The 22,001-nt window shown below is 56.0% G+C and carries 22 protein-coding genes; 16 read left to right on the top strand and 6 right to left on the bottom strand.

Annotated elements, in window-relative coordinates; genetic code table 11:
* Positions 1 to 108: 108 nt before the first annotated feature.
* The 16 genes from J3P92_RS16565 to J3P92_RS16490 all read left to right on the top strand — a co-directional run bounded on the left by J3P92_RS16565 (position 109) and on the right by J3P92_RS16490 (position 15,460).
* Positions 109 to 762, top strand: a complete 654-nt coding sequence (locus J3P92_RS16565; RefSeq protein WP_434627692.1) for a phage tail protein — start codon at positions 109 to 111, stop codon at positions 760 to 762.
* A 3-nt stretch (positions 763 to 765) separates the two neighbouring features.
* Entirely contained in the window at positions 766 to 1,149 is a 384-nt protein-coding gene (locus tag J3P92_RS16560) for a phage tail assembly chaperone (protein ID WP_165887409.1), read from the top strand.
* A 62-nt stretch (positions 1,150 to 1,211) separates the two neighbouring features.
* Positions 1,212 to 1,460 (top strand): DUF1799 domain-containing protein, encoded by a 249-nt coding sequence (locus J3P92_RS16555; protein ID WP_434606783.1) that lies wholly within the window; start codon positions 1,212 to 1,214, stop codon positions 1,458 to 1,460.
* 10 nt (positions 1,461 to 1,470) lie between these two features.
* Positions 1,471 to 4,437, top strand: coding sequence for a phage tail tape measure protein (locus J3P92_RS16550; protein WP_434648316.1), 2,967 nt, complete (start codon positions 1,471 to 1,473; stop codon positions 4,435 to 4,437).
* Between the two features lie 39 nt (positions 4,438 to 4,476).
* Positions 4,477 to 4,809: a phage tail protein gene (locus tag J3P92_RS16545; protein ID WP_420765731.1), complete on the top strand. Its 333-nt coding sequence runs from the start codon at positions 4,477 to 4,479 to the stop codon at positions 4,807 to 4,809.
* Positions 4,806 to 6,161 (top strand): hypothetical protein, encoded by a 1,356-nt coding sequence (locus J3P92_RS16540; protein ID WP_434648314.1) that lies wholly within the window; start codon positions 4,806 to 4,808, stop codon positions 6,159 to 6,161. The genes J3P92_RS16545 and J3P92_RS16540 overlap by 4 nt, the downstream gene beginning before the upstream one ends.
* Entirely contained in the window at positions 6,158 to 6,532 is a 375-nt protein-coding gene (locus tag J3P92_RS16535; RefSeq protein WP_434648311.1) for a hypothetical protein, read from the top strand. Before J3P92_RS16540 ends, J3P92_RS16535 begins: the two co-directional genes overlap by 4 nt.
* Positions 6,533 to 6,572: 40 nt before the next feature.
* The gene (locus tag J3P92_RS16530) at positions 6,573 to 7,256 is read left to right on the top strand and encodes a phage minor tail protein L (protein ID WP_420765734.1); all 684 of its coding nucleotides are present in this window, start codon (positions 6,573 to 6,575) and stop codon (positions 7,254 to 7,256) included.
* Between the two features lie 3 nt (positions 7,257 to 7,259).
* On the top strand, positions 7,260 to 8,045 hold the full coding sequence (locus tag J3P92_RS16525; RefSeq protein ID WP_434648309.1) for a C40 family peptidase: 786 nt from the start codon (positions 7,260 to 7,262) through the stop codon (positions 8,043 to 8,045).
* A 242-nt stretch (positions 8,046 to 8,287) separates the two neighbouring features.
* Entirely contained in the window at positions 8,288 to 9,181 is an 894-nt protein-coding gene (locus J3P92_RS16520) for a hypothetical protein (RefSeq protein WP_434606775.1), read from the top strand.
* 461 nt (positions 9,182 to 9,642) lie between these two features.
* Entirely contained in the window at positions 9,643 to 10,218 is a 576-nt protein-coding gene (locus J3P92_RS16515; protein WP_420765737.1) for a tail assembly protein, read from the top strand.
* 60 nt (positions 10,219 to 10,278) lie between these two features.
* A complete protein-coding gene (locus tag J3P92_RS16510; protein WP_434648307.1) occupies positions 10,279 to 13,362 on the top strand; it encodes a host specificity protein J in 3,084 nt (1,027 codons plus the stop codon).
* A gap of 314 nt (positions 13,363 to 13,676) precedes the next feature.
* Complete coding sequence (locus J3P92_RS16505; protein WP_434606771.1) at positions 13,677 to 14,339, top strand: hypothetical protein; 663 nt, start codon at positions 13,677 to 13,679, stop codon at positions 14,337 to 14,339.
* A 70-nt stretch (positions 14,340 to 14,409) separates the two neighbouring features.
* Positions 14,410 to 14,835: a cell wall hydrolase gene (locus J3P92_RS16500; RefSeq protein ID WP_420765740.1), complete on the top strand. Its 426-nt coding sequence runs from the start codon at positions 14,410 to 14,412 to the stop codon at positions 14,833 to 14,835.
* On the top strand, positions 14,832 to 15,206 hold the full coding sequence (locus tag J3P92_RS16495) for a hypothetical protein (protein WP_434606769.1): 375 nt from the start codon (positions 14,832 to 14,834) through the stop codon (positions 15,204 to 15,206). The genes J3P92_RS16500 and J3P92_RS16495 overlap by 4 nt, the downstream gene beginning before the upstream one ends.
* Positions 15,203 to 15,460: a hypothetical protein gene (locus J3P92_RS16490; RefSeq protein ID WP_434606767.1), complete on the top strand. Its 258-nt coding sequence runs from the start codon at positions 15,203 to 15,205 to the stop codon at positions 15,458 to 15,460. The genes J3P92_RS16495 and J3P92_RS16490 overlap by 4 nt, the downstream gene beginning before the upstream one ends.
* 31 nt (positions 15,461 to 15,491) lie before the next feature.
* Here J3P92_RS16490 and J3P92_RS16485 read toward each other — a convergent pair whose 3' ends face one another.
* The 6 genes from J3P92_RS16485 to J3P92_RS16460 all read right to left on the bottom strand — a co-directional run bounded on the left by J3P92_RS16485 (position 15,492) and on the right by J3P92_RS16460 (position 21,977).
* A complete protein-coding gene (locus J3P92_RS16485; RefSeq protein ID WP_434606764.1) occupies positions 15,492 to 15,869 on the bottom strand; it encodes a hypothetical protein in 378 nt (125 codons plus the stop codon).
* Between the two features lie 470 nt (positions 15,870 to 16,339).
* On the bottom strand, positions 16,340 to 16,555 hold the full coding sequence (locus J3P92_RS16480; RefSeq protein ID WP_434606762.1) for a hypothetical protein: 216 nt from the start codon (positions 16,553 to 16,555) through the stop codon (positions 16,340 to 16,342).
* A gap of 1,256 nt (positions 16,556 to 17,811) precedes the next feature.
* Entirely contained in the window at positions 17,812 to 18,435 is a 624-nt protein-coding gene (locus J3P92_RS16475; protein ID WP_434606760.1) for a hypothetical protein, read from the bottom strand.
* Between the two features lie 361 nt (positions 18,436 to 18,796).
* Positions 18,797 to 20,041, bottom strand: coding sequence for a tyrosine--tRNA ligase (gene tyrS / locus J3P92_RS16470; protein ID WP_434611631.1), 1,245 nt, complete (start codon positions 20,039 to 20,041; stop codon positions 18,797 to 18,799).
* A gap of 94 nt (positions 20,042 to 20,135) precedes the next feature.
* Positions 20,136 to 20,744: a TetR/AcrR family transcriptional regulator gene (locus J3P92_RS16465; RefSeq protein WP_434606757.1), complete on the bottom strand. Its 609-nt coding sequence runs from the start codon at positions 20,742 to 20,744 to the stop codon at positions 20,136 to 20,138.
* Between the two features lie 12 nt (positions 20,745 to 20,756).
* Complete coding sequence (locus J3P92_RS16460; RefSeq protein WP_434606754.1) at positions 20,757 to 21,977, bottom strand: multidrug effflux MFS transporter; 1,221 nt, start codon at positions 21,975 to 21,977, stop codon at positions 20,757 to 20,759.
* Positions 21,978 to 22,001 lie beyond the last annotated feature (24 nt).

Genomic DNA, 22,001 nt, shown 5'->3' with positions numbered 1-22,001 from the left:
CGAGAGCTGTCGAATTCCTGAGTAGCAGTCCATCCAAAATTCGCCCGTTGGGCAAACCCTGAACCCGCCATTGAGCGGGTTTTGTCATTTCTAAACAGAGGGAAATACATGAGCGCCATTCTCCCCAACGGCTCCATCCTTGAAATTGCTGCCACATTCAGCCCACCGACTCCAGTGACTGCCATCAGTAACGCTAACCCTGCGGTGGCAAATGCCGCTGCGCACGGCCTGTCGAATGGCGACATTCTGGTGGTTACTTCGGGTTGGACTCGCCTGAACGACAAGGTTGTTCGTGTCGCCGGTTCTGATGCAGGCTCGTTCGAACTGGAAGGCATCAACACCACCAACACCACGGTCTATACCGCTGGAGCGGGCGCAGGATCTGTGCGTGCTGCGAGTGGTTGGGCTCAAATCAGCCAAGTCACCGACAGCAACAGCTCTGGCGGCGAACAGCAGTTCACCACCTTCGGCTTCCTTGAAGAGTCGGACGACCGTCAACTGCCGACAACGAAGTCTCCGATCAGCATGGCTATCACCGTTGCTGATGACCCATCGCTTCCTTACGTTGCGGTTTGTGAGGCGGCTGATGAAGATCGCGAGCCCCGCGTTGTGAGGCTGACTTTGCCCAATGGCTCCGTCATCTACTACCACGCATACGTGTCGATCACGTCTACTCCGACGTTGTCCCGGAACAGCATCATGACCCGGACTGTAACGCTGTCTCTGGCCGCTCGCCCAACCCGATACGCTGCGGCGGTGTAAGTCATGGCAAAGATCAAGATTGCTCAAAACCCGACGTTCAAAACGAAGGTCGCCATCCCGCGCGTGGGCGCTGATCCGGTCAGCGTTGAGTTCGAATTTAAGTATCTGGATCGCCTGGCCCTGGCTGCTCACTTCGACAAGTGGAACGCCGTCCGTGAGGATCATGCGAAGAAGGTCCAAGAGGACGGTCTCTCTTGGCATGAGGCCACGGTGGCAGAAATAGACATCCAGGTCGGCCAGCTCAAGGACATCATTGCCAATTGGGCCTTTGACGAGAAGCTGTCGGATGAGTCGCTGACAGCGCTTGTCACCACCTGCGTTGGCGCGCCGCAGGCGGTGCTTTCTGCCTACCAAAACGCCTATCAGTCGGCCCGCCTGGGAAACTAACCGGCGCCGCTCGCGTCATGTACGAACCAGGGCCATCCGAGGCAGCCCTAGCAGCCTTCGGCATGACGTTAGACGACATTCCCGAGAATGAATACGAGGTCTGGCCGGACAACTGGCGGGCTTTCCTGCTGTTCGAGGCAATGTCGACTCAGTGGCGAACGGGAATGGGCGGAGCCTCTGGCTTGGACTACAGCGCACTCCCGCCAGTGGCAAGCATGTTGGGCATAACGCGGCGCGAATTATCAGAAGCCTTCCACGACATCCGTGTCATGGAAGCAGAAGCCTTGCTCGTGATGAGCGAATCGAAATAACGGAGCCTGAATGACTTCTATTGCTGAACTCGGCATCAAGGTTGATTCGACTGATGCTGCGCAAGCGAGCTCCGATCTCGACAGGCTCACCGCTGCGGGTGTCCGCGCAGAAAAAGCCGCTGAGGGTGTTGCCAAGGGCGCGGACAAGGCATCGGAATCGATCAAGAAGCAGAAGGATGAGCTGAGCGAGCTCCTCGGCGAGATTGATCCGACGGTGAAGGCCCTAGGACGGCTGGACGAGCTTGAAAGCAGGCTAGCGAAGCAGAAGAAGCTCGGCGCGCTCGATGCAGCCACCTTTAGCGAGTATCAGGCCAAGATTGAGCAGTCTCGGGCGAGCCTCGGGGGCTTCGACGACTCGCTCACTCGCACCGGTAACACGGCTAAGCAGACGGCTGCTGCGTTGCGTGGAGTCCCTGCTCAATTCACTGATATCGTCGTGTCGCTCCAGGGCGGTCAGTCTCCGATGACTGTCCTGCTCCAGCAAGGCGGCCAACTCAAGGATATGTTCGGCGGCATTGGTCCCGCCGCGCGAGCCCTAGGCGGATACATCCTCGGCCTTGTTAATCCCTTCACGGTTGCCGCTGCGGCTGTTGCTACCCTCGGATACGCCTTCGTTTCAGGCAGTGAAGAGGCGGTCGAGTTTCAGAAATCGATCATCCTTACCGGAAACGCTGCGGGCACTTCGGCTGACACTCTGTCCAACATGGCGCAACAGGTGGCCGCAACCGTCGGCACAACTGGCGCAGCGTCGGAGGTACTGGCAAAGCTTGCTAGCAGCGGCAAGATTGCGAGCAGCAGTTTTGAAGGGGTTGCGACCGCGGCGCTGGAAATGGAAAAGGCCACTGGCCGGGCCGTGGAGGAAACGATCGCCGAGTTCGTGAAGATCGGAAAAGACCCAGTCGCAGCCGCGAAAGAGCTCAACGATCAATACAACTTCCTGACGGCAACGACGTATGCGCAAATCGTCGCGCTGAAAGAGCAGGGCGACACTATCGGCGCGGCCAAACTGCTGACCGACACCTATGTCGATACCATCAAGAGTCGTAGCAGTGAGGTCACGGAAAACCTCTCAATCTGGGAGCGTGGATGGAAAAGCCTAAAGGGAGAAATCTCGGCCACGGCTGATGCCATAAAAAACATCGGACGTGATCAGACCCTGGCTAGCCAGATCACCGAGGCGCAGCAACGTGTGGCAGCGGCCCAGAGTGCCCTAAATGGCATGCCGGACGACACCGATGCCCAGGCCAAGCTGACCAATTCAAAGCTGGAACTGGAGTTTCTCATCCAGCAGAAGAACACCCAGGACGCCATCGCCAAAGCTCAGGGGTTGAGCGCACAGAGACAGCGTGAAGGCATCGACGCGAGAATCCGCGTGAAGGCTATCAGTGACTCCAGCCTTTCCAGCGAGGAGAAGCGCAACGACCTTATCAAGGAGTACAAGCGGGAGGTCGAGGCGCTGCGCAGGGCAAACCCCGACGACCCGCTGGTTCAGGAAGCCGTCGTAGCGAAGACAATCCAGAATATTCGGGACCGGAACAAAGACCCGAAAACCGCGACGTCGTCCATCAACCTCACCGACTTCAACGACTCGAAAAATCAGCTAACGCTGATCCTCAGCGAATACAAGAGCGCTCAGAGGGAGCTGGAAGCAGCGCAGAAAGCCGGCCTGCTCACACAGGAAGACTATCTGCTCAAGCGTAAAGCCCTTATCGGCAATGAGCGGGATGAGGTAACCGCAGCTTACCAGGCGGAGATCGCAGCTCTCGAGGCATCGAAGAGCCAAGCCAGCACTACAGCCGCCCAGCGCATTCAGTTGGACCAAAAAATTGCCGATGCCAAAGCCAGCATGATCAAGGCGCAAAAGGAGGCTGACAGCGAGCTTGAGGTGATCGCGACGAATGAGCAGGGGAGGCTTGCGAAGCAGGCCCAGGCCATCAAATCCTATACCGACGCGTTGGATCAGCAGAACGCCGCCCTGCGCCGTGCTGGAAGCCGTGCCGCAGACGGAGTCGGGCTTGGCGACCGCCAGAATGCGATCAATAGCGAGCTGAACGGCATCGCTGATCGTGCGAATCAGCAACGCTTAGATCTGGCTCGAGATAAGGCCGACCAGGCGCGAAACATGAGCGCTGAGGAATACAGAGCCAAGCTGGACGCGATCAATCGAAGCGAACGGGAGATGAGCGAAACCGTGCTCAGCAACTACGAGCAGTTGTCTGAAGCTCAGGGAAACTGGAGAAACGGGGCAACGTCTGCGTTCAGCAACTATCTGGACAGCGCGCGTGATGTGGCTGGACAAACCAAAAGCCTATTCACCAATGCTTTTAGCTCCATGGAAGATGCTTTGGTCAGCTTCGCCATGACTGGGAAGCTGTCGTTCTCGGACTTCGCAAAATCGGTATTGGCTGACATGGCTCGTATGGCTGCCAGAGCGGCTACGTCCTCTGCGCTCAGTTCGTTGTTTGGCATCGCTGCATCCGCTGTTGGCTCCTATTTCGGCAGCCCTGCTTCTGCCGGCTCGACGCAGGCTGGTTACTCCGGCGATTTGTCGGGCTTCACTCCGGGGAGCATTCAGGCCAAGGGCGGTGCGTGGGCTGGCGGCGTGCAGATGTTTGCCGACGGTGGGGCTTTCACCAATTCGGTAGTCAGCAAGCCGACCGCCTTCGGTATGGCTGGCGGAGAGACCGGAATCATGGGTGAAGCCGGGCCGGAGGCAATCATGCCGCTGACTAGGACAGCAGGTGGCAAGCTCGCCGTAATGGCGGTAGGTCGCGGCCAGAGTTCCAGCACCAACCAAGTGGTAATTCAGCAAAACATCGCCGTGCCGGATGGGCAGGGTGCTGGAGGCGCTGATGAGACCACCAGTCAGGCCGTTGCCCAAGCTTACGCCCGGGCGGCCAAGCAGGGCGCTCAAGAGCAAATTGCTCGCGACTTGAGGCCTGGCGGCCAAATCTGGCAAGCCATCAACAAACGGTAATCCCCGCTTCGACGGGGTTGTGTTTTAGGAACATACAGCATGGAAACTTTCACCTGGGCTCCGGATAAAGAGCCTTCCGGTACGGTGAGTTTTCGCCGCAAGTCAGCAAAATTTGGCGACGGATACGAGCAGGTCGCTGAGGACGGGATGAACAATAAAACCCAGTCTTGGCCGCTGACATTCACTGGACCAAAGTTACGGATCGCTGAGATCAAGGCATTCCTGGATGCGCATAAAGGCGCTATGGCTTTTAGCTGGACGGAGCCTTTCGGGGAATCATTGCTGGTCCGGTGCAGCGAGTATCAACCTCGGCATGCAGGCGGTGGTGTTTACCGGTTGGCCGCAACTTTTGAACAGGCATTTCACCCATGAGCATTGTCCCGATCAACATCGGTGGAGGCGCTAACGACGGGACAGGTCAGAGTCTCCGCTCGGGTGGGGAGACCATCAATTCCAATTTTGCAGAACTCGATGTTCGGACAACTGCTGCACAGCTGGCCGCTGATAAAGCGGGTGAGACAGCCTCGCTCGCTGGGGAAGCAGCAACGGACGCCAGAGCCAGAGCTGACGCAGCCCAGGCGAAGGCTGACGCAGTCGCTGCCGAAAAAGGACAACCCAATGGGATTGCCACTTTGGATGACAGCGGCACCGTCCCTGCCAGTCAGTTGCCCAGTTACGTCGATGATGTACTGGAGTTCGAAAACGAGTCCGCTTTTCCAGCTACAGGCGAAACGGGGAAAATCTATGTCGCCGCTGACTCCAATGATCAGTACCGCTGGAGCGGCACCCAATACATTCTCCTCTCCGCATCGCCCGGCTCGACTGATGCAGTCCCGGAGGGTAGCGTCAATAAATATTGGACCAATGCCAGAACCGTTGCGAGCGTGCTCACCGGACTCCTCACGACAAACCCGGCTGTGGTGGCTGCAACAGACACTATCCTTGCGGCCATAGGAAAGCTGCAACGGCAAATCAGCGATGCAGTAGCCTCGCTCGGGAATAAGGCCGCGAAAGGGGCCAATAGCGATATCACCTCGTTATCAGGACTAACCACGGCGCTTTCGATTGCCCAGGGCGGTACCGGGGCGACTACGCTCGCAGCCGCTCAAGCTGCACTTGGGATCAACTCAGCGATCAACCTTCCTACCGGGACGAACCTTAACAATATTCAGGCCACAGGCTTCTACATGCAGCAGGCGAACGCTAACGCGACGTTGGCCCTGAATTACCCTGTCGCAGCCGCAGGATCACTTATCAGCGTGCAGCTCGGAAGCAGCATCACCACTCAGACGTACACCGTGTACAACACAGGTGAGCAATACGTGCGATCCAGGTATGTAGCTGCCTGGAGCGATTGGAGATTGACCATCACTGACGCGACTGTGGGATTTGCCTATGCCTACCCGAACGGCGGAACAGAAGCAGCTCCCGCAACGGTGACGATCAACAGCCGTTACACGGTAGCCAACCCGTTCCCTGGGCACGAGGTGATTGTACAGGCGGAGATCCTGATCGGAGGCAAGTGGGGCGATGCTGGTTGGTTCTACAGCTCTGGCGGCTACGGCACCAAGGGCTCACAACTGGACTTGAACACCTTGGTCGTTCAGACGGGGGCGAGCCGAGTTAGCTACACATCCAACGCCAGTGGCGACCCCTTTGGACAAACAGCCACAGGACTGACGTCCGCAACTTGTCGCTTAAAAGTCTGGAGAGTCCATGCATGACCTTGTGCGTTTACGCTGAGATTGGCAGCAATTTTCAACAGGTGGGTGGGGACTGCCCTAATGGTTGGATTCAAATGAATGGTCAGCGTCCCGATGATGAGAAGACCCTGCTTTACACCGCATCGGAGAAAGGCGAGTGGGTAATCTCCGATAGAACGTTGCTGGAGATCCAGATGAAAAGGGAAGCGGATTGGGCATCCTCTGAGATGGTCGTCGTGGCCGAACAGCTCGTGATGCTTGAAGACTCTGACCCTGCCGCCTTGCCTGGGACAGATCGGCAATGGCGGGACTATCGAATCGCGCTCAGAGCCTGGAAGGAAGGGCACCCTAATTTTCCAGACGAAGCAAAGCGCCCAAAACGGCCCATCTGATCTCCACTCGCCTGATTTTAATTTTTTCTGAGGACACTCCATGCCGATTACGGCTGATATCCAGACGCTGGAGCCTGGCGCTTGGGTGGAGCTTTTTGAGCTCGATGCAACGATGCTGGGCGCCGAGCTGTACCGCTTCCATGGTTACCCACAGCAATCCTCAATATTTTGGCAGGGCAAAGAGTATTCGCCTTGGCCGATTAAAGCTGAAGGCTTCGAGATGACGGGGCAGGGGACGCAACCGACGCCGACTCTTTCCGTGGGCAACGTTGACGGCTTTATCACTGCGCTGGTTTTGTATTTCGAAGATCTCGTCGGCGCGAAACTGATTCGCCATCGAACCCTGGGCAAGTATCTCGATGGGCAGCCCGAAGCGGACCCAGAGGAAGAACTTCCACCAGATATTTGGTATGTCGAGCGCAAGGCTGCCGAGGACAACGAAGTTGTCCAGTTCGAACTGGCGACGGCCCTGGATTTCGCTGGAGTCCAACTACCTCGGAGACAGATCGTAGCCAACGTGTGCTGGTGGCTTTCCTGTGGCGGCTACCGAGGTCCGTATTGCGGCTACAACGGGTCACCCGTTGCCGACGAGAACGATGTCATCGTCACTGACGCAGCCAAGGATAAGTGCGGCGGTCGCTTGACTAGCTGCAAGCTACGTTTCGGCGAAAATAACCCCCTCCCATATGGCTCTTTCCCCGCTGCGGGGCTGCTCCGGACATGATCTATGAACAAAGCAAACAGAGCGGCAATCGAGGCACACGCCATCGACGAGTATCCGCGCGAGGCGTGTGGGCTGTTGGTGAGGGTAGGTCGGAAAGAGATCTACGTTCCATGCCGCAACATCGCCTCGACGCCGAACGAGCATTTCCGCTTGGCGCCTGAGGATTACGCAGCCGCTGAAGACAGGGGCGACATTTTCGCGGTGGTACACAGCCATCCCGATTATCCTGCCACACCGAGTGAGGCTGATCGCGTCTGCTGCGAAGCGTCGGGCTTGCCCTGGCACATTCTCGAAGTGCGAAAAGGCGATGACGGTGTAGTGCGAGCTGGGAATTTGATGAGCTTCGCGCCGGTTGGGTATCAGGCACCTCTGATTGGCCGCAAGTTTGTCCACGGTGTGCATGATTGTCTCAGCATCATCCTGGATTTTTACCGTCGTGAGATGGGTATCGATCTTGGCAGCTATGAGCGGGAAGACGGTTGGTGGGATAAGGGCGGCAATCTCTACCTCGAAAATTTGCCCGCGGCTGGCTTCGAAAAGGTATCCGCACCACAGCACGGCGACATCGTGCTGATGCAGATCCGTTCACCGGTGCCCAACCATGCGGGGATATACCTGGCCGACGGTGTGCTGAGGAGTGAGCCAGAGCACTACCCGGCGCCCGGATCGATTCTTCATCACCTCTACAACCGCGACAGCAAGCGGGATGTGTACGGCGGGTACTGGTCTGAAGTCACCGTTGGTTACTGGCGTCACCGGGACGCAAAACCTTTGCTAAAACAGCCCTGAAATCCTAACGAGGTCATCGTTTATGGTGGGCCATGGCAGGACATGGTTAAAGGTCATCGACCCACCTGCCCGGGTTGATTGCAAATTTTTCGTGAGCTGTCAAATAGCTTGGCATTTCGCTTCATCTTCCAATCATGTGAGCGAAGCATCGCGTTACTACATCGCGATTCGTTGCGGTGCTGGGATTCGTACACCGGCCAACCGGTGATATCTTGGTGCCATCTTTCACAGGAGTGGTATTGATGAACAGAGGCGCAACGTTGCTGTCGGTTATTTTGGGGTTGGGGTCGATGATTGCATCTCTTGCCCATGCGGAATGGATGAAGTCAGAAATCAAAGACGAAATGCGCGGCACAAGCACTATAGTCTTCAGCCAAACATCATCCCCTCTGGCTGGCGACGGACCTAGCGTTACTTTAATGGTTTTAGATGATAAAGATGGAAAGCCGGGTGTAGTGTTTAACTTGAATAGTGGTCGAACTGAGGGGTGCCCCGCCGCCGACAACTCCTTTTGTAACGTGAATGTCAAATTTGACGAGGGAAAAATCACCGAGGAGCTTTTCGCGACGACAGATGGCAAACAACTGATCCCATCACAGGTAGTGGCGTTCGCCGGGTCAGTTTCGATCGCAAAAAAATTGTTTATAGAAGTGGAGTTGCAGGGAGTTGGGACTCGTCAATACAAATTCATTGTCGGCGATCTTGATATCCCCGTAGATCGAACTCCTTCGGTAAAGCTGCTAGGGTACGAGTTGGGCCGCAAATATTCTGACGTTCCATCGCCGCTGAAAAAAGTTAAGGCGAACGGTCTAGACGTATGCTACGAAGGAGAGGGCCTTACTGGCTTATTCAGCGCGGAACCGGTAAATAAGGCAACCCTCTGTTTCTTTAATGGCGTTTTCTACAGTGCGGTCATCATTCCCGGAACTAAGGCTAGTTATGTTTCTGGAGAAAAATATCTGACCAAAATTTTCGGAAAACCTGACCCTGAGGCCCTCTATCCTTCTTGGCCTAACAAAGGTGACAATCTCTTAAATAAAAATACTAAGCGTGCAGCTTATTTCACGTTCAGTCCGAATTCCTATTACGACCCTCTAGTAATCACCGATGAGATTGTTTCTCCGCTCGTGCCATAGTGCTAGGGCGTGTCTTTCTATGAAGGAGAAATGAAATTAGCCTTAATGCTCCGTTAGGTCGTCTTGTCTGCCTGCGCTAGCAGGCAGACTCCGATCAACCGAAGCCGATCCGGTGCCGCCGTCTAAGCTTTTTCGCATTACAGGACGCCCTTTGGTGGTAAATCTGTGTTGGTAGTGACGCACGGTGAGGGCTGCGTTAGCACTGGCTGTAAGACTCCTGTGAACATCAACGGACGCCGAGCTGCAGAAACCGGCTCAGGCGAGACCGCGTAATTCCGTGTGGCTCTAGGTGACCATATATTGTCTCGGCATCGTCCTGCGGAAGCGGCCTGAATGAACTTGACTCCACCATAAGGAGCGGCAGTTCAGGATATTCAAAGACTAAATGATGAGCATGGATGTATCACTCACCACGCAATAATAAAAGCCGCCTTGGGCTGTTTTTTTCGTTCGGAGGAAAAATGTCGCAGTTGCTTGAGAAGATGCAAACGGTGATTGTGTCCAAGCAGTTAGCTGAAATCACTGGCAAGCGCGAGCACCGTATTACGACCGGAGCAGGCTGGCGCGACATCATCGGTTATTTCAAGCAGTTTGCTGGTTTCGAAAAATTTATGCTTGAGAGCAAGGATAAGGGCCTTCGTTTTGCCATTTTTAATGGCAATAGGAACATTGGAGAGGACGACCTCGGAAAGCCTACGGGGAGGGATGTCATCCGAATCGTTCCAGTTATTGAGGGTTCAAAGCGTGCCGGGGCACTACAAACCATAATCGGTGCCGTACTTATCGTGGTTGGCCTCGTCTACAGCCCGCTTCTGCCGGTCGGCATTGCCATGGTTGCCGGTGGGGTGATGCAAATGCTCAGTCCCCAGGCAAAAGGTCTGGGCACCCAAGACAGCCCAAACAACCGACCCAGTTATAGCTTCAACGGCCCGGTTAATACCAGCGTCCAAGGCAACCCTGTCCCGCTGCTGTATGGCCGCATGATCGTCGGCAGCGCCGTGATCAGCGCGGGTATTTACTCCGAAGACCAGATGTAACCGAAGCATCCATCACGAGGCCCGCCATTGAGCGGGCTTTTTTTCGCCCAAAGGAAAGTCATGACCCAGCTAGCCATAGCCGGACGCAAGGGTGGTGAGTCGAAGCCGCGTCCTTCCGTTGAGGCTCCGGACAACCTGCAAAGCACCGCTTTCGCGCGAATTCTCGACCTGGTGAGTGAAGGTGAGATTCGAGGCTTGGCGAACGGCATGCAGTCCATTTTTCTTGATGAAACACCGCTGGCAAACCCGGATGGAACGCTGAACTTCAGCGGCGTCAGCCAAGAGGTGCGAACCGGCAGTCAAGGTCAACTACACATCTCGGGCTTCCCCGCGGTGGAGAGCGAAATTGCCGTCGGTGTTGAGCTCCGCTCCGACCAGCCTTGGGTGCGCGCGGTAACCAATCTTCAACTCTCGGCAGTCCGGATCAGACTTTCCACTCCACGTCTTGCACGGACAAACACCACAAATGGCGACACCAACGGATACACGGTCCGATACAGGATTGAGCTGTCCACCGACGGCGGTCCCTTTGTGTCCGTGCTAGACGCGGCTTTCAGCGGAAAGACGTCGACAAAATACGAACGATCACACCGCGTCGATCTTCCTAGCGCGACCACCGGCTGGACCGTGCGCGTGATCCGTCTGACGGCCAATGCCACCAGCTCCGCGATATCAGACACCACCAACGTTGAGGCAATTACAGAGATCATCGACGCGAAGCTGAGATACCCAGGTTCGGCCATCGTCGGCCTGCAATTCGATGCGTCGCAGTTTCAATCGATTCCGACTCGCTCGTTCGATTTGTATGGCCGCATCATCAAGGTTCCAAGCAACTATGACCCAGAGACGCGCACCTACACGGGAGTCTGGGATGGCACCTTTAAAAGCGCCTGGACAGATAATCCTGCCTGGATTTTTTACGACTTACTGCTGCATTTCCGCTATGGGCTCGGCCATCTGCTGAACGCGGGGCAGGTGGATAAATGGGAGCTGTATCGGATCGGTCAGTATTGCGATCAGCCAGTCCCCGACGGGAAGGGCGGCACCGAGCCGCGTTTCACCTGCAATCTGTACCTTTCGGTTCGCGCTGATGCGCTGCGCGTGCTCCAGGATCTGGCGACAGCGTTCCGTGGGATGGCGTACTGGGCTGCTGGTTCCGTCATGGCCGTGGCCGATATACCAGAGGATCCTGTTTATACCTACTCGAATGCCAACGTCATCGACGGGAAATTCAACTACACCGGATCTGCCAAGAAGACGCGCTATACCGTTGCCCTGGTGAGCTGGAACGATCCTTCGGATTTTTATCGGCAGAAGGTTGAGTACGTAGACGACCAGCCCGGAATCGCTCGTTACGGCATCCAGCAAACCGAAATCACAGCTACCGGATGCACGTCTCAGGCTCAGGCGCAGCGCGTTGGTAAATGGGCATTGCTTACTAACCGCCTGGAGACGGAGAGCGTCAGCTTCTCCGTTGGCTTGGATGGCACCTTGGCGCGGCCTGGTCAGATTATCCGCATCGCGGATAACGACAGGGCTGGACGCCGAATCGGTGGCCGGCTACGTTCTTCAACGCTCGACACTCTCGTGCTCGACGCGGATGTAACCGCCTTTCCGGGCGACACCATCACCCTGATTATGCCCAACGGCAAGGCTGTCTCTCGAGCCATCAAGTCCGTTGGCTATCCCCTGACTTGGGACAGCTCCGGCATCACGTGGGACAACGGCAACATCACTTTTGATACCACGGGTTTTCCGGCTGAGGTACAGCAAGTCGTGCTGTCGGAAAGCCTCGAGGCGTTGCCGCCGCTTCACTCCATGTGGGCAATCGACTCACCTGCCTTGGCGGTGCAACAGTTTCGCGTGATGTCCGTAGCGGAAGATTTTTCGGACACGGAAATCAAGTTCACCATCAATGCTGTACGGCACAACTCGAGCAAATACGGTGCAATCGACAACGGCAGCCGTATCGAGCGTCCGCCAATCAGCGTCGTTCCCCCGAGCGTTCAGAAGCCGCCAACGAACGTGACACTCACTAACGACCATTTCGTCGATCAGGGTAGCGCGATCAGCGTCATGACAATTACTTGGGGGAGGCCAGAAGCGGCAATCGCTTACGAGGTGTATTGGCGCAAGGACGAAGGTGATTGGATCTTTGCAGGCCGTACCGGGACGACATCGATTGACGTCAGTGGGATCTACGCCGGCAGGTACACGGCGAAGGTGCGAGCGATCAACGCGCTCGATATCGGCTCTGTTTTCGCAACCTCTGCGGAGACGGTGCTGAACGGAAAGACTACGCCGCCACCAGAAGTCTCCTCGTTCATTGCCGAGTCGATCGTGTTCGGTATCAAACTGAAGTGGGAGATTCCTCAGGGCGTAAACACTGCGGATCTGCAACGGACGGAGATTTGGTATAGCGAAACCAACCAGATCGTGGATGCCACCAAATTCGGTGACTACACCTACCCACAGACTGACTTGACCATCATGGGACTCGCTCCCGGAAAAACCTATTTCTTCTGGGCACGCCTGGTTGATCGAATTGGAAATATGGGCGCTTTCTTCGGCCCAGTCTTTGGACAGTCGTCGGCTGATGCCGGGCCAATCCTGGACTACCTGAACGATAAGATCACGGAAACCCAGCTCAGTAAGCACTTGCTTGAGAAAATCGATTCCGGCGGCGCCCAGGTAGAGATTGAGGCTCTCAAGAGCGAGCTTGCCGCGATGTACAGCATCAAGACCCAGCTTACTGTTGATGGGAAACCCTACCTTGCCGGGATCGGGGTTGGAGTAGAAAACGACGAAGGGATCATCACCAGCCAAGTCCTCATCGCAGCCAGCCGCTTTGCGATAGTCGATCCCAACGCTTCGGAGGTCTTTTATCCGTTCGTGGTGCAGAACAACACCGCTTACATCAAGGCGGCGTTTATCCAGGACGGATCGATCACCAATGCGAAGATCGGCGATACCATCCAATCAACCAACTATGTCCCTGGGGTGTCGGGTTGGAGGCTCAGCAAGACGGGGGGAATTGAGTTCAATGGAGCGGTCTCGGGTGGAGGCAAGCTCACGATCAATAACCAAGTTGTTCAGGTCTTCGATCAGGCAGGGCAGCTTCGAGTGCGTCTGGGGATCTGGTGATGCCAGCGGGATTAGAGGTTTACAACGCTGACGGCTCGGTGTCCTTCACAACCGACACGATCACGGGGCGATACCTAGGATCGTTTTTCACCGGAACGGTAAATGGTTCTGTTTTTGTGCCTGGATTTGCAGGGGGAAGCCCATGGTTTTTCTCTGCAAAAGGGGTAGGTGGGGGCGATACCACGGTTGTTTGCGTGCCGTTCATCACCATCAATGGGACCACCATTTCGTGGAGCTTTTCCGACTTCCGGGGGCAGGGCACCACTGCGAATGCCCCTAGGGTCGGGTGCCAGGTTTTCTATGGAGTTAGGTAGATGCCAATAGGGCTTCAGGTATTCAGGGACACCAACACCCTTCAGATCGATTCAGATGTCCTGACGGTTTCGTTTTTGGGCAAATTCACTATCTCTGGTTGGACACGTGGCTCGACCATTTATAGGGCTGCTTTAAGCCTGCCCAAGGCAACCAAGTTTGTCCTCTTCGGTGAGACGGCGGCTTCATCGTCCATTGCAGTTAGGAGCGTTGTTCTTACTGCCAGCACTGCTGATTACGAGTTCTGGTCGAATACTACCAATAGCGTCGTTTGCTACTGCTTTGGCGATGCTCCTGTTGTCCCGTCACGTTGTGGCTTGCAGCTTTTTGACTCGGCGGGAAACCTCACCTTCGACTCGAACAACAAAATCCTCAGGATTTCCGCAGTGTATGAAACCAGTTCGGACACGCAGTCGTTCTCACTGCCGGTCGCGATTGGCCGTACCTACGCCTGTGGAATCAGCAACTATGACACGCGATATCGCCAGAATCAGGTAGGACAAAATCTCGCGTTCATGGTGATGATTCGGTCGGTCAGGGTGTCAGGTGGAACTGTCACGTCGGGGCTTCTAGCGAATCAAGGGCCGCCGACAACCAGCCCGCCTGCCAATTCACCGATTGGGCCAATGCCCGTGATTATGGTCGCAGACGTTACCGGCTTCTAACTCGTTCATCTCGCCCAACCCAATTCCAAGCCCGCCCAGAGCGGGATTTTTTTTGCCTGGAGAAATGTAAATGACTACAACAGAAAAGGATCGCGACATCCTCGCGCGCACGCTGTGGGCCGAAGCCCGCGGGGAGGGGCTGGCCGGCCAGGTTGCCGTGGGCTGCGTAATCCGCAATCGCGTGAATGATCGCAAGGACCGCTCCTGGTGGGGAGAGGGCTATGCAGGGGTTTGCCTTAAACCCTACCAGTTCAGTTGCTGGAACAAGAACGACCCGAACTATCCCTATTTGAGCGGAGCCAAGCCAATCCCGCCGAAGCAGTTCGCCCAGGCACAGCGGGCGGCGGATCTGGTGATCTCCGGCGCGGAGCCTGATATCACCAATGGCGCGACCCACTATTACGCGACCACGTTGCCGAATCCTCCGATCTGGGCCAAGGACGCCACCCAGACTTTCCGCCTCCGGCACCACATCTTTTTCAAGGATGTGCCATGAGTCCCGCCACGCTGAAGTTGTTGGTCCTGGGCGCGCTGGCGTTGCTGCTGTTCTCCGTAGGAGCGGGGTTCGGTGGGTGGCTGGCTGCTGCCCACTATAGGCCACTGCTGGACGCATCCAACAAAGACCTATCCCGGGCCACTCTGGCCCGTGACAACCTAGAATCGTTGGCCGGCGAGCAAGGCCGGAAGCTGGGTGAGCTTGTTCTGGCGGCTGAGTTGCGGGAGCGGAATGCCGCATTGGCGCAGGATAAGGCCAGGGAAGAGGCCCAGCCAGACTACGCGGTAGCCAATCGCCTCCTGCAGGAGCGAACCGGCGGCGCCCAGTGCACCGCGGCTGAATCCATCATCGATCGGGAGCTTGGCTTATGAAGGCGATGCTGCTGATTGGTGTGCTGGCGCTGGCGGGATGCGCCGGTCGTGAGCCTGAGATTCGAACGGTCCGGGTGGAGATTCCCGTGCAGGTGCCATGCAAGACCGAGGAGGTGGCGGCACCGCTCTGGGCAGCTGATGGGCTTAAGAAGTCCGACTCGCTCGAGGTGAAAGTCCGGGCGCTGCTGGCTGAGCGCCGGCAGCGCATGGGCTATGAGCGGGAGCTTGTCGCAGCAGTTTTAGCGTGTCGGTAACGGGTTAATATCACTGACGACTAGGTGGGACCTATTCGGCAGGTAGGTTTGTTAAGTGTTCCTCCGTCATAGGTGAGCTTCTGCACAGCACCGCGTGTACTTTGTGGGCAAGCATTCCCTCGATAAAGCGGCTGTGAAGGTCGTACTTAGCAGCTTGAGCACCTACAACGCTGCTGTGGTATCCCATTTGGCGTACGTACCTAGTAGTGCAGTCGATCTCGATCATGGTGTAGGAGGTAAAGTAAGAGCCTACGCGGCGAATAACTGCCTGGACGGTAGGCCCGGTCTCAATAGAGGAAATGATGGAGTACTCTGAATCATCATCATACGACCATTTGTAATCCAGCTGCATACCTGCAGCTGAAGGGAACGTTAGGCAAGAAGTTAAAAAAAAAGTGGCGATTCTCATTTTGATCTTCCTTGAAATAGGCTGCAGGCCATCAGGCCTTTTGTAGCGTAGTCGCTGCTAGAGCCAAGGTTGATCGATTGGGTGTTATGGCGACGAGTGTCAGATGGGTAAACCGGCGACAGGGCGAGCTAGCTCGGCCCCCTTGGTTGCGCGCGTTGCCGATAACGTGGCTAACCTTGAGCCACTCGAAGGCTTCGGCCGGTTCGCCCTTGTGCAGCACAATCTGCTCCGCGCCCTCCTGCGGCGTAGCTGAGTCAAGCCACCACGGGCGGTTTCTGCGGGATCACGACGGGGTGCCGGTCATGAATGTCGACATGCCGCGGCGCCGTCGGCAGGATTCATGGAGGAACAAGAGCCCAACTTGACCGAGCGCATGCTCAACGAATTATCTCCATTACCGACGATGGAGACGGAGCAATAATGAAGCTTGCTGCTTGCCAGGCATATTTGAAAGAGCTCACGCAATATGATCAATGACGTAGAGAATTATCCAGTGCCATTTTGGCATCAGCCGTGATTGCATCTGCCTCGCGCTGACTGATGATGTCGCAGTGAACGTAACCGTTGAGCATCATGATCAACTGGTGATAGTGGAACAGCGCGGATCCGTGACCGATCAAAATGCTGTGGATTTCCGCCTCCGCATATCGCAGGACTTTTTGTTGCAAACGCTGTTCAGTCTTCAAGGTTATCTCCTTTTAGGTCCCCCTCGATGGACCGGTAATGGGATCCACGCTTTGGTTACCGACGGACGGTAGCCTACAGCTTGCTGCCCTACCGGAGCTAAGGCCGAATTCCCATAGCCTATCCCATAAATTGGAACGTTGCCGTGATGCTAGGCTCAACAACGTGATGATGTTTGGGAGGTAAGGACGATGGCTGAGCTGGATAAGGAGCAGGCGTTGAGTGCATGGAGAGAGCTCCTCAGGCGGCCGGATAGCCGTCCCGATGCTGAAAAACAGTACCATCTTCTCCTCCGAATTGCTGAACGAATATAGGCAGAAGGGGATAATCGATAACGCAGAATGGCGCAGGCTTGTTGAGAAAGTTCTAGCGTTGTACGCCCGGTCCATCAAGGATGAATCGAACGAGTGTTAGCAACCAAAAACAGAAACCCGCCTAGTGGCGGGCTTTGTATTGCGGTGGGGTGGTGATGCTCAATTGATTGCCAATATTTCCCAGTGGTTGTGCTCTGTGGGTTTTCAAGCCCTGTCGGGCTAGCTGAATGTCCCCAAAGATATGCGTAGCGAGGTTTTTCAATCCGGCTTCCCCTCGATAGTCACTTCTCACCAGACCCACCACTGCAAATGATTCTCCGGTTTCACCTGTTACCGTAAGAGAGGCAGTACCGTCACCCCATAAAACACATTTGACCATGCTACCTGGTAGCAAGCGTCCCAAGGCATCCTCTATTTCAGCCCTACTTAGTCTATCCATGGCGCAGCCTCGGGTTCGTAGGGTCCAGAGGATAAGCCAGAAAAACAGTTAGTAATATGGTGGCGCCGTGCCTCTCTGGGGTCAGCCGGTGCCGCCGGGAATCCGCCCGATCATCGGCCAGCGGTCGTGTATGAATGCATATTCCGGAGGAGGGGAAGTGGTGACTATGTACACGCGCCGAGCATCGCCTTCACCTAATATTAGGCATTCAAGCCCAAAGCCCTCGTTCATATCGAACCAGTGCGACACGCGATCCGCATCTTTCTCCATGTATCGCTGCACAAGTCCCAGCGCTCGCTGCGGGTGATACTTTTCCCATCCCCCTCGTTCCACCGTCTCTAGTTTTGCCCACCCACCTGATGGGCCTGTGCCTTTCTCCTCTCGACGGCGCCCCCATCGCACCCAGCCAAGATCCGTCCCGTCCTGCAGTACCACGGGAATTGCTGCCTTGGGGTTCGGGAAATACACCCTGACCCGTTCATACGCTCTGTTTTTGTCCGCTGCCTCAACTCCGCCGCACATCTTGCACCCCGGGTTCGCTGGTTATTTCCAGTGGACCTCGACGCTCCAAGGGAAGTTTACCTGGGCATTTCAGTCTTTCGACGAACCCTAAGCCGTTGCAAGATAGGCAATCGTCGCGCTCGCCAAACCGATCCAAGCACGATGAACACAGGACGAACCTTGCCAGTTCCGCAAACGGCCTAAGCTGTTCCATTAGCACTAAATTTCGATTTTCGCGCGCGGTTTGCAGGGCATCGACAAGCCACCGGTAGACGTCTGGATCTTCAACGGGCGTATAGACAACTCCTAAGATCATTCTGGCTGTCTCAACCAAGTCAAACTGGCGACCATGATCCAAGGTAAGGAAAAACCTCTCAATCACGCCCGTGGTTGGCGCCGCGCTGTAAATCAGCTTCAACTCTCCAGCTTGGCGATACACATTTCCGTCGTAGGGGCGGATGCAGCCGCCCTCGCTTTTTTCCGAAAAGGTTGATTGATGAATCGTGCCAAGGTTCGAGGAGCCGTCTCGCGCGACGACGTCGTATTGAGACGCGCCGTGATACAGGACCGTCGTCGATTGCAGCTCTTCAACTGCGAGCCAGTATGCGGAGTTCGCTAGTTCATCCATGCCAAACTGTTCGTCTCGATCAATCAACCGCTCCTCGGCCAGCCTTGCGCTTGCAAAAAGCAGGCTGGACCGATACGCCTCGGGGTTCTGTGACCAGAAGTCGTGATCGCCGAGCGTATCGCGCCATTGCTTGATTCTCAGCGCTTTGGCTTGTTCAAAATTCGTGGGAGGTCGCTTGCCTGGTTCTGTATGTGCACAGCATCCAAGGCAAGGCAATACTTACGAGGGCTAGGCGACGAGCTGCGTCGACGGCAGCTTTCGGCCAAGAGCGGACGCTCGGTGTGCGTTTATCAACGCAACGATCATCTACCAAACGCTTCAAAAAAGGCGTCGTTGTAGACCGTCGCCTATCGCAACGTAATTAGTCCGTTACTTCTAGATAAACGTGCCGTTTCTTACCGAGACTGACATGCCACCGCGATTGGGTGGCGTCCAAAACCTCATCGCCAGACTGGAGTGCTTTTCCTTCCAGCCTCAGACCTCCGCCTTTAGCCAAACGCCTTACGGCGCTCAGCGAAGGCGCCAAACCACACTGCGCTAGCGCTGTGGCTATAGTAAGGCCTTGACTCAGCTTCGACCGCTCAATAGTGAATACAGGCAGGTCAGTTGCCTGCTTGCCACCTGCGAATAGGGACTGAGCGGCGGCATTGGCTTGTGCAGCAGCCTCTACGCCGTGGGCAAGCCCGGTAACGTGGTTTGCCAGAACAATCTTTGCTGCGTTGAGCGCGGCGCCTTCGACGCTGGAAAGGCGATCTACCTCGTCGAGCGGCAATTCCGTAAAGAGGGCAAGAAAACGGCGGACATCGCGGTCGTCGCAGTTGCGCCAGAACTGCCAGAAGTCAAAAGGCGACAGACGATTGCCATCAAGCCAAACGGCACCGTTCAACGATTTACCCATTTTCTTGCCGTCGGCTGTCGCGAGCAGCGGCATGGTCAATCCGAAAAGCTCACGCCCGTCACGACGGCGGCTTAGCTCTACACCGTTGATGATATTGGCCCACTGATCAGCGCCGCCCAACTGTACGGTGCAGTCGTAACGCTTGGCCAGTTCAGTGAAGTCATGCGCTTGGAGCAGTGTGTAACCGAACTCTAGAAAGGACAGCGAATTTTCGCGATCCAGTCGCTGACGCACGGCGTCAAAGGTCAACAAACGGTTGATCGAAAAGTAGCGTCCGACGTCATTCAAGAACTTCAAATAGCCGATTTTATCCAGCCATTCGGCGTTGTCCACGACCTCACCTGCTGACTCTCCCAAGGTGAGGTAGCGCCCAAATGTACGGGTGATGCCGGCAATATTTTCATCGATTTGCTCGTTCGTGAGCACGGGCCGGCTTTCATCCCGAAAGCTTGGGTCGCCGATACGTGTGGTGGCACCACCAATCAGCAGGATCGGGCGGTGCCCTGCCTTTTGCAGCCAGCGCATGAGCATCAGACCCTGGAGATGGCCAACGTGCAGGCTGTCTGCCGTAGCATCGAAGCCCAGATAAACTGTGCGCGAGCCGGTGGCCAAGTGCGCGCGAAGTCCTTCGAGGTCGGTGGACTGATGGATGAATCCCCGGCTGGAGAGTGTCGCGATGAGATCAGTATTAGGAGTCATCATGTGTATCCGAAACAAGCGCAATGCCCATTAAGCACTGCGCGTGAAAAAGTCATAAAGCCAAACACGCACGCCACCAGGCGCAGCGCCGTTCAACTTAAGCCTACGCAGGCGCAACGCCCTGAACCAACGGTATGCCAGTGAGGCTGATCAGTTGCCGTAACGCATCGAGACGGCGTGAATAGGCCGCATCGTTCCCATAAATAAGCTCGACGTGAAGACTGTCGATCAACGCCAGGTAGGCCTCGGCAAGCAAATCGGCATACTGAGACGTGATCGCCGGAGACGTCAGTTCAAGGGAGGCCTGAAAACGCTCTCGAACGGCCACAAGGTAATGTTCGAAACCTGATTTCACGTCCCGCTCAATTGGTGCAGGAGGGTAAAAAGCCGCCCGCAACAAAAAGCGCAATGCGCTGCTTTCGGCGTATCTGAGTTGAAGGTTAATGACGTAACGCTCACCGGGCATTCGGCCGGCTTGCTCTGCTGAGAACTGGGCCTCGACATAGTCTCGTTCGCTTTGCAGCGCGAGATTGAGCACAGCGGTGTACAGCTCATCCTTGCCTGTGAAGTGTGCGTACAGCGAGGCCTTCTTGATGCCGGCGCTCCCGGCAATATCGTTCAGTGACGCCGCGTCGTAACCGCGATCTGCAAAGTGCAGCAAGGCAAGCTGAACGATTCGCTCAGCCGCCGGAGTTAGGTTTCTCGTAGTCATCAGTTGCTTCCTTCAATGGCTAGCTAGGCTGAATGTTGCGTCGCCGTTCTTAGGAAGGCTCACCCACGTCAGCAAGCAAACCAGCAGCGCGCTGAGAGTCAGTAGCGCTGTCCAGGCGATGACCCCGTGATCCAGCACTATTGCTGAAATTGGCGTAGCGCTCGAGGAAACAGACAGTTGGAAGGCCCCCAGCAGCGCAGCCGTTGAACCCAATGCACGCTCTTGAGAGGCCATGACGAGCGACATCAATGTCGACTCTGCAATGCCCAACCCGAACAACGCTACTGCCATACCTGCCGCAATCCCGGGTAGCCCGACCTGCGTTGTTGTGGCCACTAATGTAGCGAACGCGCCTAGTACTATGCAGCCCACGCCGATCCACGTCAGGCGGTTGAGGCCCAATGTTGTGATGAGTCTACCGGCGATCATCGCGCCACCCAGAATGGCAAACCCTGTTACACCAAACATGATGCCGAAGGCTTGCGGCGTTAATCCGTAAAACTTTTGGTACACCAACGTTGCCCCACCAATGTAGGCGAAAAGGAAAAAAAACACCGCAGCGACTGCCAGCGTTGGTAGCAAAAAGCGACGGTCGCTGCCGATCGTTAGGTAAGTACGGCACGCAGCACCCAGGCGCAGAGGCTCACGGTTGTTAACTGCCAATGTCTCCGGGAGATTCAGCCAGCTGCTGATCAGCACTGCAACGCCTAAGATTGCGAGCGTGAGCATCACTGCCCTCCAGCCAAAGTATGAGTCAATAAACCCACCCAATGCCGGTGCCAGAATTGGGGCCAGGCCTTCAATGGTCATTAACAGAGCGAACAGCTTAGTGGCCGTCGCTCCTCGGCTAACATCCCGGACAGTACTCATGATCACGACAAGCGTCATTGCGCTTCCCAAGCCTTGCACGAAGCGGAAACCGATCAATGCTGACAGGGTCGGCGCCCACGCTGAGCCCAAGGAACACAAGATAAACACCACCAAACCAATCAAGAGCGGTTGGCGGCGCCCATATGCGTCCACGAGCGGCCCGAACAATAGCTGCCCTGCACCCATGGCTAGCAGGAAAAACGTCAAGGTGAGTTGAACGCTTGCGAAGCTGGTGTCGTAATCTCGGGCGATTTCAGGAAGGCTTGAAAGGTACATGTCGACTGCGGAAGGGCCCAAGGCTCCGATCACGCCTAACCCGATAGCCAACTTCACGGGGACTCGTTCTTGCTGCAGGGCGTCCATCTCTCAACCTCTCCGAATTTGCTG

The organism is Pseudomonas sp. D3-27 (assembly GCF_051132165.1).
Classification (GTDB): domain Bacteria; phylum Pseudomonadota; class Gammaproteobacteria; order Pseudomonadales; family Pseudomonadaceae; genus Aquipseudomonas.
Note: the sequence above shows the minus strand (reverse complement) of the source record. Positions and strands in the feature narration are given on the sequence as shown.

Coding starts and splice junctions, on each gene's coding strand:
- J3P92_RS16490 (WP_434606767.1), top strand. CDS start 15,203: ATGAAGGCGATGCTGCTGATTGGTGTGCTGGCGCTGGCGGGATGCGCC.
- J3P92_RS16540 (WP_434648314.1), top strand. CDS start 4,806: ATGAGCATTGTCCCGATCAACATCGGTGGAGGCGCTAACGACGGGACA.
- J3P92_RS16535 (WP_434648311.1), top strand. CDS start 6,158: ATGACCTTGTGCGTTTACGCTGAGATTGGCAGCAATTTTCAACAGGTG.
- J3P92_RS16505 (WP_434606771.1), top strand. CDS start 13,677: ATGCCAATAGGGCTTCAGGTATTCAGGGACACCAACACCCTTCAGATC.
- J3P92_RS16525 (WP_434648309.1), top strand. CDS start 7,260: ATGAACAAAGCAAACAGAGCGGCAATCGAGGCACACGCCATCGACGAG.
- J3P92_RS16555 (WP_434606783.1), top strand. CDS start 1,212: ATGACGTTAGACGACATTCCCGAGAATGAATACGAGGTCTGGCCGGAC.
- J3P92_RS16520 (WP_434606775.1), top strand. CDS start 8,288: ATGAACAGAGGCGCAACGTTGCTGTCGGTTATTTTGGGGTTGGGGTCG.
- J3P92_RS16495 (WP_434606769.1), top strand. CDS start 14,832: ATGAGTCCCGCCACGCTGAAGTTGTTGGTCCTGGGCGCGCTGGCGTTG.
- J3P92_RS16530 (WP_420765734.1), top strand. CDS start 6,573: ATGCCGATTACGGCTGATATCCAGACGCTGGAGCCTGGCGCTTGGGTG.
- J3P92_RS16475 (WP_434606760.1), bottom strand. CDS start 18,435: ATGGATGAACTAGCGAACTCCGCATACTGGCTCGCAGTTGAAGAGCTG.
- J3P92_RS16515 (WP_420765737.1), top strand. CDS start 9,643: ATGTCGCAGTTGCTTGAGAAGATGCAAACGGTGATTGTGTCCAAGCAG.
- J3P92_RS16485 (WP_434606764.1), bottom strand. CDS start 15,869: ATGAGAATCGCCACTTTTTTTTTAACTTCTTGCCTAACGTTCCCTTCA.
- J3P92_RS16545 (WP_420765731.1), top strand. CDS start 4,477: ATGGAAACTTTCACCTGGGCTCCGGATAAAGAGCCTTCCGGTACGGTG.
- J3P92_RS16550 (WP_434648316.1), top strand. CDS start 1,471: ATGACTTCTATTGCTGAACTCGGCATCAAGGTTGATTCGACTGATGCT.
- J3P92_RS16510 (WP_434648307.1), top strand. CDS start 10,279: ATGACCCAGCTAGCCATAGCCGGACGCAAGGGTGGTGAGTCGAAGCCG.
- J3P92_RS16460 (WP_434606754.1), bottom strand. CDS start 21,977: ATGGACGCCCTGCAGCAAGAACGAGTCCCCGTGAAGTTGGCTATCGGG.
- J3P92_RS16565 (WP_434627692.1), top strand. CDS start 109: ATGAGCGCCATTCTCCCCAACGGCTCCATCCTTGAAATTGCTGCCACA.
- J3P92_RS16500 (WP_420765740.1), top strand. CDS start 14,410: ATGACTACAACAGAAAAGGATCGCGACATCCTCGCGCGCACGCTGTGG.
- J3P92_RS16560 (WP_165887409.1), top strand. CDS start 766: ATGGCAAAGATCAAGATTGCTCAAAACCCGACGTTCAAAACGAAGGTC.
- J3P92_RS16465 (WP_434606757.1), bottom strand. CDS start 20,744: ATGACTACGAGAAACCTAACTCCGGCGGCTGAGCGAATCGTTCAGCTT.